At 46.7% G+C, this 14,280-nt stretch carries 11 protein-coding genes; 5 read left to right on the top strand and 6 right to left on the bottom strand.

The window, feature by feature from the left end; all coding sequences use genetic code 11:
* Nucleotides 1-245: 245 nt before the first annotated feature.
* The 3 genes from ACQ5BJ_RS18025 to ACQ5BJ_RS18015 all read right to left on the bottom strand — a co-directional run bounded on the left by ACQ5BJ_RS18025 (nt 246) and on the right by ACQ5BJ_RS18015 (nt 2,982).
* The gene (locus ACQ5BJ_RS18025; RefSeq protein WP_005545059.1) at nt 246-1,202 is read right to left on the bottom strand and encodes a cation diffusion facilitator family transporter; all 957 of its coding nucleotides are present in this window, start codon (nt 1,200-1,202) and stop codon (nt 246-248) included.
* 208 nt (nt 1,203-1,410) lie between these two features.
* Nucleotides 1,411-2,286, bottom strand: coding sequence for an SDR family oxidoreductase (locus ACQ5BJ_RS18020; RefSeq protein ID WP_430111795.1), 876 nt, complete (start codon nt 2,284-2,286; stop codon nt 1,411-1,413).
* Between the two features lie 210 nt (nt 2,287-2,496).
* Nucleotides 2,497-2,982 carry a hypothetical protein gene (locus tag ACQ5BJ_RS18015; RefSeq protein ID WP_005545055.1) on the bottom strand — a complete coding sequence of 162 codons (486 nt, stop codon included), beginning with the start codon at nt 2,980-2,982 and terminating at the stop codon, nt 2,497-2,499.
* A 173-nt stretch (nt 2,983-3,155) separates the two neighbouring features.
* Here ACQ5BJ_RS18015 and ACQ5BJ_RS18010 point away from each other — a divergent pair, with 173 nt between their 5' ends.
* From ACQ5BJ_RS18010 to ACQ5BJ_RS18000, 3 genes are all read left to right on the top strand, one after another.
* A complete protein-coding gene (locus tag ACQ5BJ_RS18010; RefSeq protein WP_005545053.1) occupies nt 3,156-3,377 on the top strand; it encodes a YwbE family protein in 222 nt (73 codons plus the stop codon).
* Nucleotides 3,378-3,458: 81 nt separating this feature from the next.
* Nucleotides 3,459-4,922 carry a DEAD/DEAH box helicase gene (locus ACQ5BJ_RS18005; protein ID WP_430111793.1) on the top strand — a complete coding sequence of 488 codons (1,464 nt, stop codon included), beginning with the start codon at nt 3,459-3,461 and terminating at the stop codon, nt 4,920-4,922.
* 283 nt (nt 4,923-5,205) lie between these two features.
* A complete protein-coding gene (locus ACQ5BJ_RS18000; RefSeq protein ID WP_268599048.1) occupies nt 5,206-6,993 on the top strand; it encodes a diguanylate cyclase domain-containing protein in 1,788 nt (595 codons plus the stop codon).
* Nucleotides 6,994-7,128: 135 nt separating this feature from the next.
* Here the strand turns inward: ACQ5BJ_RS18000 and ACQ5BJ_RS17995 are convergent, their stop codons facing one another.
* Both ACQ5BJ_RS17995 and ACQ5BJ_RS17990 read right to left on the bottom strand, forming a co-directional pair.
* The gene (locus ACQ5BJ_RS17995) at nt 7,129-8,565 is read right to left on the bottom strand and encodes an erythromycin esterase family protein (RefSeq protein WP_430111791.1); all 1,437 of its coding nucleotides are present in this window, start codon (nt 8,563-8,565) and stop codon (nt 7,129-7,131) included.
* Nucleotides 8,566-8,672: 107 nt separating this feature from the next.
* Nucleotides 8,673-10,109, bottom strand: a complete 1,437-nt coding sequence (locus ACQ5BJ_RS17990; RefSeq protein WP_430111789.1) for an erythromycin esterase family protein — start codon at nt 10,107-10,109, stop codon at nt 8,673-8,675.
* A 680-nt stretch (nt 10,110-10,789) separates the two neighbouring features.
* Here ACQ5BJ_RS17990 and ACQ5BJ_RS17985 point away from each other — a divergent pair.
* A complete protein-coding gene (locus tag ACQ5BJ_RS17985) occupies nt 10,790-12,079 on the top strand; it encodes an NCS2 family permease (RefSeq protein ID WP_268599051.1) in 1,290 nt (429 codons plus the stop codon).
* 312 nt (nt 12,080-12,391) lie between these two features.
* Nucleotides 12,392-13,825 carry an amino acid permease gene (locus ACQ5BJ_RS17980; protein ID WP_268599052.1) on the top strand — a complete coding sequence of 478 codons (1,434 nt, stop codon included), beginning with the start codon at nt 12,392-12,394 and terminating at the stop codon, nt 13,823-13,825.
* 80 nt (nt 13,826-13,905) lie between these two features.
* On the opposite strand, the gene ACQ5BJ_RS17975 is transcribed toward ACQ5BJ_RS17980, so the two are convergent.
* On the bottom strand, nt 13,906-14,250 hold the full coding sequence (locus ACQ5BJ_RS17975) for a DUF1360 domain-containing protein (RefSeq protein WP_005545042.1): 345 nt from the start codon (nt 14,248-14,250) through the stop codon (nt 13,906-13,908).
* Nucleotides 14,251-14,280 lie beyond the last annotated feature (30 nt).

The following is a 14,280-nucleotide window of genomic DNA, read 5'->3' as shown; positions in this document are numbered from 1 at the left end:
ATAAGTGCGCAGAAGAGCTGGATTTGCCGGGGGCTTATGTGTACATGATCGATCAAGCAACCTATTATAATATTATCGAACAGATGAAGTTGATTCCTGGTTCGTTTATTTATCATTCTCGTTATACAGCTAACGAAGAAGTTAGCTGATCATTATCTTATGATCATAAAGCTGCTGAGCAAAGGCTCAGCAGCTTTTTTTAACCCAGCTATGGATGTTGGGATGTCCCGAATGAAATGGCTGTGTCATACCGATTTAACAGAAGCTGACTCAATATGCTGTAAAAATTGCTTGCCATATTCCCCATGATCATGCATGGCTGGATGTTCGATTTGGATCGTCGTATGTTCGATGCCATAATTCGCTTTGAGCATATGATTAATGGCCAAGATGACGCAGAATGGCTGAATATCCTCACGAATGAAAACATGCGCAGTTAGTGAGTAGTGATCGGTGGATACAGCCCAAAGATGCAGTTCATGGACATCTTCCACTCCCTCCACTTGGTTCATTTCCGCTCGAATTTGCTCTAAATCATATTTGTCGGGCACGGCCTCCATTAACACGAGGAGGGATTCTCGAATGATTTTGGCGCCGCCTGTACAAATAATAGCCCCGATTACCATGCTAATGAGTGGGTCGAAAATATATAGCCCTGTGAAATGGATGAGAATAGCGGATAAAATGACACCGACCGAACTAAGCAAATCGCCGATGAAGTGCCACAAGGCGCTCTTTACATTCAAGTTCTCCTCTTCTTTCATGCTGTGGCTCAACACAAGTGTAAGGACAATGTTCACGACCAGTCCGATGGTCGCGATAATAAGCATCAATTGCAAATCGACATCTTGTGGATGGATCATCCGCTTGATCCCTTCAATAACAATTCCGATGGCTATGACAATAAGGGCCAACCCATTTAGGAAGGATGCGATAATTTCAAATCGGAGGTAGCCGAAGGTATATCGCTGATTCGGCTCGCGTGTGGCCATATAAATCGCCGCCATACTGAGTCCTAATGCGATGACATCAGATATCATATGGGCCGAGTCCGATAGGAGTGCGAGTGAATTGGACAGAAGCCCGCCCACGATTTCAACAATGGTGAAAAACAAGGTCAAAGCCAACGTGATCCATAAAGTACGCTTCGACGTTAGTTGTTCCTTAACATGATTGAGATGGTGGTAGTCGTGATGATTCATAAGGGACCTTCCTTTTGTTAGAATAAATAGATGTGCCTATCGATTTAGGCAAGATGTATTGTATCCATTTCTACCTTCATTCTCAAATGGACGTTTTATGGATAATACAATTGATATTCATTATTACTGTAAATCCTTGTTTTCATGCTTAGGGAAGGTGTTAACAGCGTTGAGCTTCAAAAGCGTGTTAACGGCGTTAGATACGCCTTTATCGATGCAGCATCCAAATGATTAGGCGCTCATACCATTTCCAAGGCATTGCTCGAAGCAGCCCTATTCCTGCACGGCTCCAGCCGGGTGTGTATCGAAGCCGCGGCTTCGGATCATTGGCTATTGAGGCTATGAGACGCGCTACCTCATGAGGTGGCGGGGCTTTTTCCGCATTCTTCTCGGAGTATTGGAGAATATGCTTTAAGTAGCTCTGATAGGGGGAGTTTTCTCGAGATGAAATCGAGTTGAATCCCTTTGACCATATATCTGTCCGATAGGAGCCGGGCTCAACAAGAACGGCATATATACCGTAAGGGAGCATTTCCATACGAAGTGATTCGGTGAATCCTTCAACAGCAAACTTGGAAGCGGCGTATGGAGCATACCCGGGGAAAGCACATCGACCACTGATGCTGCTCACATTGATGATAGTTCCGCTTCCTTGCTGTCTCATATAAGGAAGCAGAGCTCGGGTTACCTCTACCGTACCAAAGAAGTTGGTATTGAGTTGGGCGCGCCATTCATCCATACTGATTTCCTCGATGAAGCCGCCTATCGCGAATCCTGCATTGTTCACGAGAACGTGAACGCCTCCATATGCTGACAGGATATATTGTGCAGCGGATGCGATGCTATGCGTATCTGTCACATCGAGCGCTTGTACATCGATTCTATCCTTCACGCCCTGTGTCTCCGCTTCTTGCAGCAGGCGGGAGGACTGCTGCGGATTGCGCATGGTCGCCACCACGAGATACCCAGAACGGGCCAGTTCAATGCACGTATGCAGGCCAAATCCGCTCGAAGATCCAGTAACAACGGCTACTGCTTGCTTGCCTTGCTTAAGAATTGGCTCCGAATAATGGGGAGAAGTCATGAATCAATGCTCCTTATTATTAAAAATGACTTACGATAATACCTATATGGGCAGATCGTGTGTTTTACGCTTATTTTAATCTAGGAATGTAAGTAGAAGAGATGTGTCGGTGGAGGCAATGCACGATTGTAATGCTAAGGGCATGAGGGATAAAGGAAAGGGAAAGCTGCTGCCCGATTAGTGCGGCACTGCTTTCCCACTTACTGGCTGCTATGAATTTGCAGGTGAGAAGCCTTCCTCCAGCAAATATTCTTCAGCTTCCTCGCGTGTTTCGAAGGTCATTTCCAGACTTTCGCCCGCATAAATGTTCCACAATTCAAAGTCATATTCAAGCCACAATGTCTCGTTGTTGTCATTGATATAGCGTTCTTTCTTGACTTCTGTTGTTTCTTCCTCGGCAATGTCTGCCTCAAGAGGAGCTGGCGACATGGAATCAATAGAAGCCTGAATCAGCTTGCGAAGCTCCTCTTCAGAGTATTCGCGGATGTTGACCATGCCTTTGGCATCCGTATCATAACCAGATACATAGCCGGCATAGACAAAGCCGTTGCCGTTCGGATGCAGGTGATAGACAACAGTTTTCTTTTCCACAACGCTGTCTTCATAGTGGAAATTCACTCGTCCCAATGACACGTTATTGCGCTGCAGCTCTGGGAACGATTCGATAACCGCTAGTTTCTGTTCAAACGTCAGCATGTTACCTCCTGAATTATACGATGGAATCGATATTGATAGTCCATTATACCATAGGGACGTTTCCGTGTATAATATGTGGATACCGCAGTCATTCGATTGAAGCGAGGATGGCGAAGCAATCGGGTCAATTGCGAGGAAGCATGAAGGATAAGGAAGTTAGGAGCAGTGACTTGATGGAACAGAATGGACAGCATCGGAAGCATATACATGCAGGCCTTGAAGTGGATATTGTGCTGAAGCAGGATCAGCGTTCAGGCAAGACGACAAGAGGTATCGTAAAGGATATCCTGACGAATTCGCCATTCCATCCGCACGGCATTAAAGTGCGCCTGCAGGATGGACAAGTTGGCCGGGTGAAATCGATCATTCATACATCATTACAGGGCGAAGGCTAGTCCTGACTATACAGAAATGGGGTGGCCTGTCTGACGGGCTTAAATCAACGAGGATTCGCGCAATTAGGAATCACGAAACAATTGGTACACACATTGAATCAAAATGGGATTGCAGTGCCGACACCAGTTCAAGCAGAAACGATTCCGGTCGTTCTATCCGGCGAGGATGTCGTATCGCAGGCACAGACGGGAACGGGCAAGACGCTCGCTTTCCTGCTGCCGATCATTCAGCGCATTGATGCAGGTTCCACACATGTGCAGGCACTTATCGTTGCACCGACACGCGAACTCGCTTTGCAAATTACGGCTGAAGCGAAGAAGCTGATCGGAGCATATGAGGGCGTGAACGTACTCGCGGTGTATGGAGGGCAGGATGTCGAGCGGCAGATGCGAAAGCTGCAGGGTGGTCGCCAGCTTGTGATCGGGACGCCGGGAAGGTTGCTCGATCATCTGAGACGCGGGACGATTTCGTTATCCAAGGTAAAGACATTGGTGCTGGATGAAGCGGATCAAATGCTTCATATGGGCTTCTTGGGCGAAGTTGAAGAAATTATTCGCCAGACGCCTACAAATCGCCAGACCTTGCTATTCTCCGCGACAATGCCAGCGAATGTACGTCGCTTGGCTGAACGCTTCATGCGCAGTCCTATCGACATACATGTGCAAAGTGAGCGCATCACAGTGAAGAATGTGAAGCAGATGGTCGTGCAAACGACGGATCGTGCTAAGCAGGCGACATTGTGCAAGCTCATTGATGAGCACCGCCCGTACCAAGCAATCATTTTCTGCCGTACGAAGCGCAGGGCAAGCAAGCTGAATGAGGAATTGCTTGAGCTGGGCTACGATTCGGACGAGCTGCATGGCGATTTGTCGCAGTCGAAGCGGGAGCAAGTAATGGAACGTTTCCGCAATGTGAAGATGCAGCTGCTGGTTGCGACGGATGTTGCGGCACGCGGATTGGACGTAGAAGGCATTACGCATGTGTTTAACTATGATGTTCCGCAGGATGCAGAGAGCTATATTCACCGTATTGGGCGTACAGGACGTGCCGGTGCACAGGGGATCGCCATTACGTTTGCATCGCCTAGAGACCGAATGGCTGTAGAACTGATTGAACGCGGCATTGGGCAGAAGCTGGAGCGCCGTGACCAGAATGGTGAACAGGCCGCTGGCGGCGGCGACGCTCGTTCGGGTCGCAGCAAGCAGGAAGATAGCGGTCGCAGTTCTAAACATGGCGGTCGTGGCGCTGGCCGTGGAGCTCGCAGCGACAAGCAGGATTCTCGCGGCCAAGGTGCAGGTCGAGGCGGTCGCAATGCTTCTCGAGGCAAGCAAGGAAATGATGTTGGTGGCCGCGGTTCACGCCGAGAAGCTGGAAATGGCGGTCAGAGCGGTCGCAACAGTTCGCGTGACGGACGCGGAAAGGGACGTAATTCTCAGTCGGGCCAGAGTACTGGGAGACAGGAGCGGGGAGGCCAAGCGGGTGCGCGCTCCGGAAAAGGTGGTGGCCGCTCGTCCGGTCGCTCTGGCGGTCGTCGCTCTCGATAGAGCCGCGATAATGAACTGCTCGGTTCAGAACAGTTGCGATAAGAAAGGCTGCCTCCTAAGAGGGGCAGCCTTTTTTTGGCTGTGAAGAGATATGTTTCAACAGCAGGCCAATCTTGTTATATAGTAACAAAGACACAAATCATAATCATATTGGGCGTTAAGGATGCTGAATTTCCTTTTATTTGTAAGGAATTGAGCCAGCCTTCCTACAGAAATATGTTACTATGGTAATAATAATGAGACATGATGAGACAAGCGATAGGCGGAAAGGTTGAGAGCATCAATGCATCGCATACGAGACCCACTGACAAGCTTAATTAGTACACCGACCGTGCCCAAACAGAAACGGATAGCCTTGACTATCGGCTTGGTTGCGCTGGTTAGCACTCTTGTGGTCATACCGTATGCATCAACGCCACTATGGGGAATAACTTCCTTTTTCCCAATCTTTATAGCATGGAACATGTTCGGTGATTTCATGACTTCGCATTTGCTTTACATTCAATTTCGTGCAACTGGCTATAAGCCGATCTTGATCTTATCGGGAACGTTTTTTTTCACGGGTCTTATCATGATTCCGCATCTTTTGACTTTCCCAGGCGTATTCAGTGACAAAGGGCTCCTGTACGATGCCACTCAGGCTTCGGTATGGTTCTGGGGTTGTTGGCATGCGGGGTTTCCAGTGGGGATTCTGCTGTATACATTAAGTATACGAAAGGGATACTGTTCGTCATCGGAACGCAAGGATAGGATCGCTTCCATTATGACGTTTATTTTTGTGGTGCTGGTTGTTGGAGGAATTACTTATATATTGACAAGAGAGCGTGAATGGATGCCCGCGCTTAGTATGGAAAGTGGCTATGATCGCCTCCTTTCAACAGGGGTAGGCCCCATAGTGTGGATAATTAATCTTGTATCTTTTGTGTATCTGTATGTTGTAACACGTGGAAAGAGATTGCTGCACCTATGGTTGCTTGTGTCCATGTTCACTTTCTTTTTGGATGTGACGATCACTTTGTTGGCAGAGGAGAGATACACGCTCGGCTGGTATACAGCATGCGTGAACTCGTTACTGTCAGCAACGGTCGTCCTGTTTGTCTTTTTCTATCAGATGAATCAGCTTAATGTGAAGCTCCATCATTCTCAGCGGGCGCTGCGCAAGTCTCAGGAACAAATTGCAGTCATTCTCGACAGCATTACCGATGCTTTTCTTGCCGTGGACAAGCAGTGGTGCTATACGTATTTGAATAAGGAAGCAGAGAAGTATTTGGGGTTCTCATTTGAAGTCGTGAAAGGACGTTCCATTTGGGCTATCAATCCCTACTTGATGCAGACGAAGCTATACGAGTTGTGTCAGCAAGTGATGGAACAGGGGGAACCTGCGGAGTTTACGGAGCTCGACAAGCTTCATGGAAGCTGGCTGGAGTATCGCGTATTTCCATCTCGTAATGGGATATCGGTGTATTTCCGTGATGTAACAGAACGGATTGTAGCGGAAGAGCAGTTGAAAGAAGCGAACAAGAAGCTGCAAATGGCGAATCGACTTTTAACGGACTTTTCCTATACAGATGGACTGACTGGAGTGTATAATCGCCGTTACTTCGATCAGATGATGATCCAGGAGTGGGAACGAGTGAAGCGAGCGAAGAGTCCGCTTGCACTGATCATGCTGGACGTTGATTATTTCAAAAGTTATAACGATACGTACGGTCATCTAGCTGGGGATGAATGCTTGCAGAAGGTAACCCGGGCGATTCAGGAAGCGGTTACGCCGCCGCTCGCGGTTGTAGCTCGATATGGCGGGGAGGAATTCGGTGTCATATTGCCAATGACTGAACTTCGCAAGGCAGAGTTTATTGGGGAGCAAATTCGAAGGCGTGTAGAGCTGCTCGCGATTCCTCATGCGGCCTCTTCGGTGAGCCGTGTTGTCACTTGTTCGCTTGGGGTTGCGATATGCAGTATTGACGATGTACATGATTCTGATCCGCATATGCTAGTGGCAAAAGCGGATACTGAGCTGTACCGTGCCAAGCAATTGGGACGGAATCGCCTTCTTTCCGCAACACCATAGTAATAGAAAAAATAATGAAGAGGACGCGAAAGCGTCCTCTTTTTGCTATCAAAAAGTTAAATCAGTACTTTATGTTTTGAGCTTCAAAAGGGGGATCAGTGTCTTCTTATAAGGTTTGAGACTCTAACTCTAATTTTACTTTTCTAAATAAGTTGGAGGTGTTACCTCATTGATGAACAATATACCGTCATACTGCTCGCGCGGAATGCTGCTTATTGGCGAAATGCCGGTTACGTACGAGGTCAGCGGCTGTAACATCCAAGTCGTGCCTGGAACTGCTGGCGCATGACTCATATCGATGAAGGAAAACGATTTGCCAAAGCTGCTCATGATTTCTTCTACAGAGTGCGGCATAGGCGGCAGCACGTCGAAGATCTCGCGCGTGACATGTGCATTCTTCCCTTTGCCCAAGAATAAGCCCATTACATATCCTTGGTCTTTGTACTTGGTTGTCTGCATAATCTCGCCCATATTGCGAAGCGGCAGTGTAATACCGAACTCTTTCGAATGTGCTTTGCTAATATGTCCGTTATGGGCCCATACGATGATTTTTTCATTTTTATATACATGGTCAGCAAGCCATACCAAATTTTCGGCCATCATCTGATCGCGATACTCCCATGATTGAATCATGGACATGTAATCAAGAGACTTGCCTTCCATATATGGGTTTGCTTTAATCGTCAACTCCATATATTCGCGAACAATTTGGATCCGATTATCAATTGCGCGTTCTACAAGCTGTACGATATGCGGATTGTCCGGGAATTGCTTGCGCAGCGCCTGTTCGCGCTTCGGTATCGCAGTCTTCACTTGCTCATACAGCTTCAGGTAGCGAGGCTTCACCTTCTGATAGCCTTCAAGATCTAAACTCTTTGCCCATTCGCTTAGTGCCAATTCGGTCTCCCGAAACTGCTTGGCGAGCTTCGCATTACCCAGCCAGTCAGCAGAGAACATGATACCTTGTGCCTGCATATCGAAGCCAGCCAGCGTAAGCGGCTTCTTTGTGCGCTTCGTCTCTTGGATGTACTTGAACAGCGGCACTGTTTCTTGTGCACGCCAGATGCGGAAAATAGAGTCCTTCATCGTGGAAATTGGCGATTGCGAGCTGACGTTGCCATAAGCGCCAGCAGCATTGCCCAAATTCGTTTCGAAGGCAATGACGTTAAAGCCAAGCTCCTGATGCAAATATTGAATGAGGCGTGTTTTGGCAGAGTTATATTGTGCGGCCCCGTGTGAGCTTTCACCTAAATAAACGATCCGCTTGTCCTGCAATAACGGCCTCAATGCTTCAAGATCGGTAAACTTCTCAGGCACAATATATGCGTCCAATCCAGTCTGTTCAGGTTGAATCGATTGAATAGAGAAGGCATTGTCATTCAGCCACTTCTTCCAATCGTCACGTGTTTGTGAACTGGTGCGTGCTTGATCCAATTGCGCATCTTGCTTGTCAGCCGAAGCTTGCCCATATACAGGTACTACTCCGAAAGAAAGCAGTGTGCTGAGTGCAATAACGGAAGCGAGAGCCAAGGACATGCTCTGGCGTTTCCAGTTTAATTTTTGCGATTTCATGTAATTTGACCTCCAGATTTTATGTGTCGCAGCGGCGTTGTCTGCAATCGTCCGTTTAACGGCTGCTGTTTATTTACGAATCCAAGTTAATAATTTATAAGTTGCATTTAGTTAGTTGTTGTTGGCGGTTGCACCTTGTCAATGTAAAGGATGCCGTCGTACTGCTCGCGCGGAACGAATACCTCTGGCAATAACCCGAAGTAGAGGGCGGTACGCGGCTCGTCCATCCACGATGTCCCTGAACCTTTCATTGCATAGCGCAAATCAACGAAGGAATATGGCCGATTGGCCGCTTTCATAATGGACTCGATCGAGCTTGCCGGCAGAGGCTGAATTGCCAACGGCTCGCCAATATTATCATGCGTAGTTCCGCTTCCTGCATAAAGGCCGATCGTATAGCTGTAAGGTCCAAATATCGAATCCTGCATGATTTCACCCATAAAACGGCCTGCCACAGGCATGAATGATTGCTCCATTTTAGATTCCGCCTTGCTGATATGGGCATTGTGGCCCCAGACGATGATTTTTTCCATTGGGTAAATTTCGGTTGCGAGCCAGAGCAGGTTATCGGCCATCGCTTTATCGCGCCATTCCATCATCTTCGTCATTACCGCATAGTCGCCTGCTTGCGCAGCCACATTCGCCTTAATGGACAACTCAATATACTCATCCACAACGCGAAGGCGATCATCCAATGTCCGGTTTACCATTGCGACGATGTGCGGGTTGTCAGGATACATTTTTTTCAATTGGTTCTCATTCGTTGCAATTTTTCCTTTAACGTCCTTATAGAGTTTCTGTAAGTCAGGTTTAATTGCCGAATACGCTGCGAGGTCTTCGGTATTTCCCCATTGGAACAGCTTCTTCTCTGTTTCTGCTAAACGTTTCGCCAGGTCTTGATCTTTCAACACTTCACCGTTCAAGAAAGGGCCCAAAGACTGCATATCGAATCCAGTAAGCTGAATTGGATTGTCAGTCGACTGCGACTCCTGAATGTATTGGAACAATGGGGTCGTTTCCTTGGCCCACCATTGCGGGAACACTGATTTCTTCATCAGTTGATTAGCCGTGCTTGTCTTTGCACTGCCGAAGGCGGTTGCTGCATTGCCAAGCGGAGATTCGAAGGCGACGACATTGAAGCCGAGTTCTTGGTGAAGAAATTGAATAAGCCGTGCTTTGACAGAGTTGAATTCTCCGACGCCATGCGAGCTTTCTCCCAAATATACAATGCGCTTATCCGACAGCAGCGGCTTCAGCATGTCCAGGTCTTTGAAGCGGTCACTAGCAATGAGGCCGTTTTTGGTTTGCTCAGGCAGTATGGACTCTAGTGCGTATGCGTTATTTTTGATCCATTGATGCCATTCTTCTGTAAATTGATTGGAGGTTGAACCAGAAATTGTTTTGTTTTGCGCATCCATGGACGCCGCCGGTGCTGATTGTCCATACGCGACAGGCTGCCAACTGAGCATCGTTCCTAGAGCAATGACAGAGGCGAAAAGGACGTGAATGCTTTTCCGTTTCCAGTTAGTTGTAAATGTTCTCATTAATTTCTCTCCTCATAATTTAGATGAAATGCATATGTGAATTGATATTATTTTCCGGGAAATAGGACAAACTCGTAGTTCAACTGGGTTAAGTCATATGCTTGATTATATATACGGCAAGCAAGGCTTCGCTAAAGAACAGCAGTGCTTGCAATCCCATCTTTGCTGTTTGTTCATCCGTTTGAACTCCTCTCGTATCGGTGATGTCCCTATCCTATCTCAGGCGAATGAAGCTTGCCTTATATTTAGGTTGAAAAGCGTTCCCTTTCTGGCGAATGGAGCAAATAGGCGGTTGAATGGTGTCTATGAAAGCAAATTTTGTCGGATGATTTCTGAAAAAACAACATTCGAAGAATGCGGAACCTTCCATTATAGGCATACTAACCATTAGGAAATATTGATCTACCTAGCATATATCGCTGAGGGAAGAGGCGGGGTATAGAAAGCAGTTCATGGTGTAGAAATGGTTGATAAAAATGGGGATACCGGCATGGCAGGGATAACAGTTATGCCGTGAATGTTCGTGTTTTGTGCAGAAAATTTAGGGAGTACGTGGGTGATCTAGGAGTAAATGTGACCCAAAAACGAATAAATGGAGAATTTCATTGACAAAAAATCGCCTTTCTAATAAGATGCCTAAGTGAAAGTTTTGTTGCTTATGAAAGGAGCAGCTTGATCCAATGGAAAAATGGTTTAAATTGAAGGAAAATGGAACGAACGCACGCACAGAGCTTACGGCGGGTATTACAACGTTCTTAACGATGGTTTATATCGTTGTCGTGAATCCAGCGATATTGTCGAGTGCTGGAGTTCCCTTCCAGCAAGTGTTTACTGCAACAGTGATCTCGGCTATTATCGGTACGTTATATATGGCTTTGTTCGCAAATCATCCGATTGCTGTAGCACCGGGAATGGGGATGAATGCATACTTCGCTTCTGTAGTAGCTTCACAAGGCGTCAGCTACCAGGTCGTATTTGGGGCAGTGTTCTTAGCTGGTATTATCTTCTTGCTGTTAACGTTTACGAAGCTGCGGGAAACACTCATCCAGTCGATTCCAAGTTCACTGAAGTTCGGCATTACCGCAGGGATTGGTCTCTTTATCGCATTCATAGGCTTGAAATCGTCCGGTATTGTAGTGCCGAATGAAGCGACTATGGTTGCCTTCGGAGATTTGCATAAACCAGTAACCGTGCTGACCTTAGCGGGGTTGTTTATCACGCTAATCCTAATGGCTCGCAAAGTACAGGGAGCTTTGTTCATCGGTATGGCAGCTACAGCGATCATCGGCTATTTTATGGGTTTGATGAAGTTTGACGGGTTTGTTGCTCTTCCTACTGCACCAGTGCTGTTCGATCTGGATATTATGGGGGTATTCACTCACGGTCTTTATACGGTTGTATTTGCCTTCTTGCTCGTTACGATCTTCGATACAACGGGTACGATGATTGGGGTAGCGGAGCAGGCAGGTCTGATGAAGAATAATCAATTTCCCCGTGCAAAGCAGGCTTTGATGGCAGATGCACTTGCGACTACAGCCGGTTCCTTGATGGGGACAACACCGTCCAGTGCGTACATTGAATCCTCGGCTGGTGTTGCAGCGGGTGGTCGTACAGGCTTGACTTCCGCTGTTGTAGCAGGATTGTTCTTCTTGTCATTATTCTTCTCGCCGATTATTGCAGGGATTTCATCCTTGCCGGCGATTACCGCACCGGTGCTTATTATTGTTGGCTGCTTCATGATGGACGGATTAGCGCGTATTGAATGGAAGCATTTCGATGAGGCGTTCCCGGCATTTGCCATTCTGATCAGCATGCCGCTGACATCCAGCATTGCTACAGGTATTGCGATTGGCTTTATTACGTATCCGCTTATGAAGCTGTTCAGCGGCAAGGGCAAGGAAGTTCATCCGATCTTATACGTTTTTGGCGTTATCTTCGCCATCCAAATGGTTTTCTTCCCAGCCCACTAAGGCGGTTGGCGAGAACGGAATATAATGAATGGACAAGCCTCGGAGTAACGATTCCGGGGCTTTTTGTTATGCCGTTCCATTATTCCTAGAAAGCAAGTACGTTTTTAATGAAGGAGATGTGCACTGGGGAGGCATAGCATGTGGGGGAAAGGGGCATTTTATAGAGAATACATATAACCTAATATGAACCAACAGATGAAAAAACTTCTTCATGAATCCAAATCTTTATAATTGTATACTAGTAAAGTAGTAAAGTGTCTGGTGACATTTGATGAATATATTTACAGAAATAGTGAGAGGAGCTTTTATAGCATGAACCACAACGACGATAACAAAAAGCTTCGATGGTATAATATTGCCTTGATAGCATTCGTCTCCGTGTGGGGGTTTGGCAACGTTGTTAATAACTATGCGAACCAAGGATTGACAGTTGTAACTTCTTGGGTACTTATTATCGCGCTTTATTTCGTGCCTTACGCACTCATGGTTGGACAAATGGGTTCAACATTTAAAAATGACCAAGGCGGCGTAAGCTCTTGGGTCAAAGAAACAATGGGTCCTACAGTCGCTTATTTGGCTGCGTGGACGTACTGGGTTGTTCACGTCCCGTACTTGGCACAGAAGCCGCAAGCGATCCTTATCTCTCTAGGCTGGACAGTAACAGGAAGCGGGAACTTTATTAAGCAATTTTCTACATTGACACTGCAACTTATCTGCTTGGCAGTATTTTTGGTGTTCCTGTGGGTTGCATCCCGCGGCATCTCTTCTCTAAAGAAAATTGGTACGATTGCAGGTATGTCGATATTTATTATGTCCCTCCTGTACATTGTGCTTGCGGTAACAGCACCTGCGCTGACAGGGGCAACGATTGCGACGGCGGATATGTCGGTGAGCTCGTTCATCCCAGACTTCAACTTTGCCTACTTTACGACATTGTCTATGCTCGTATTTGCTGTAGGTGGAGCGGAAAAAATATCGCCTTACGTGAATAACACAAACAATCCATCGAAAGAATTTCCACGTGGGATGCTTATCCTAGCAGGCATGGTTGCTGTGTGTGCCTTACTAGGATCTTTCGCCATGGGTATGATGTTCGACTCGAACAATATTCCTGCAGATTTGAAAATGAACGGTCAATACTATGCGTTTAAGATGCTAGGCGAATATTATGGAATCGGCAATACATTCTTGGTGCTGTACGCGATTGCGAACACACTTGCACAAATTTCAGCATTGGCCTTCTCCATCGATGCGCCGCTAAAAGTATTGCTGCTTGATGCTGATAAGAAGTTCGTGCCTCAGAAGCTGATGAAGACAAACGAACACAATACGCCAGTAAATGGTTACATTATGACGGCCGTGCTTGTTGGGATTTTGATTGTCATTCCGGCTCTTGGTATCGGCAATATGAACTCACTGTTCAACTGGCTGCTTGATTTGAACTCCATCGTGATGCCGCTTCGATACCTATGGGTATTTGCAGCCTTCATGGCTCTTATGAAGCTATCAGACAAGTTCCAATCGGACTATCAATTTGTAAAAAATCGTAAGGTTGGTTTTATGATTGGTCTGTGGTGTTTCATCTTTACAGCATTCGCCTGTATCATGGGGATGTTCCCTAAGGTTGAAGCCTTTACGACGGAATGGTACTTCCAGCTGATGTTGAACGTGCTGACACCATTTATCTTGCTCGGTCTTGGCTTAATCCTGCCATTGATCGCCAGACTCAATAAAAAAAATCGATAAAGATATACAGGTATACAACAAGGAGCTCCAAGCAAAGCTTGGGCTCCTTTTTTTGTGCTTAAAGGAGGCAATGCATATGATTACATCTTTCTCAACAAGTAGGTCTCAATAAGAGCAGCAATTCCAGCGACAGCTAATAGAACGATAAATGGATACAAGACGGGGACATAGAATTGAAGGGCGGTCAGCAGGGTGGCACACCAAATGCCTGTACACCAATGGCAGCTTATTAGCGAGCCCAGCCAAAAACGGAGCCCTGTCCCCTTTGGCTCCGTAATCCGAGACACATTGCCATTCTCATCTGTCTCAAATGTGACAGACAAAAAAGGCTTGCGCAGCCATTCCATAATGTCGTCATAGACGAGTAGATGCGTAAGGCGAAAGGAAGCCAGCGACAAGATGAACAGCTCAATCCAACTAATCATTTCTCAGTTCTCCTTTCCGCTCAGCGGATG

The organism is Paenibacillus sp. B1-35, from assembly GCF_050474385.1.
GTDB lineage: Bacteria > Bacillota > Bacilli > Paenibacillales > Paenibacillaceae > Paenibacillus_B > Paenibacillus_B alvei.
This window is presented reverse-complemented; position numbering and strand designations above follow the sequence as displayed.

Excerpts from the sequence above, each read along its gene's own strand:
- ACQ5BJ_RS17990 (WP_430111789.1), bottom strand. The coding sequence starts at position 10,109 with ATGAGAACATTTACAACTAACTGGAAACGGAAAAGCATTCACGTCCTT.
- ACQ5BJ_RS18015 (WP_005545055.1), bottom strand. The coding sequence starts at position 2,982 with ATGCTGACGTTTGAACAGAAACTAGCGGTTATCGAATCGTTCCCAGAG.
- ACQ5BJ_RS17980 (WP_268599052.1), top strand. The coding sequence starts at position 12,392 with ATGAACCACAACGACGATAACAAAAAGCTTCGATGGTATAATATTGCC.
- ACQ5BJ_RS17975 (WP_005545042.1), bottom strand. The coding sequence starts at position 14,250 with ATGATTAGTTGGATTGAGCTGTTCATCTTGTCGCTGGCTTCCTTTCGC.
- ACQ5BJ_RS17985 (WP_268599051.1), top strand. The coding sequence starts at position 10,790 with ATGGAAAAATGGTTTAAATTGAAGGAAAATGGAACGAACGCACGCACA.
- ACQ5BJ_RS17995 (WP_430111791.1), bottom strand. The coding sequence starts at position 8,565 with ATGAAATCGCAAAAATTAAACTGGAAACGCCAGAGCATGTCCTTGGCT.
- ACQ5BJ_RS18000 (WP_268599048.1), top strand. The coding sequence starts at position 5,206 with ATGCATCGCATACGAGACCCACTGACAAGCTTAATTAGTACACCGACC.
- ACQ5BJ_RS18010 (WP_005545053.1), top strand. The coding sequence starts at position 3,156 with ATGGAACAGAATGGACAGCATCGGAAGCATATACATGCAGGCCTTGAA.
- ACQ5BJ_RS18020 (WP_430111795.1), bottom strand. The coding sequence starts at position 2,286 with ATGACTTCTCCCCATTATTCGGAGCCAATTCTTAAGCAAGGCAAGCAA.
- ACQ5BJ_RS18025 (WP_005545059.1), bottom strand. The coding sequence starts at position 1,202 with ATGAATCATCACGACTACCACCATCTCAATCATGTTAAGGAACAACTA.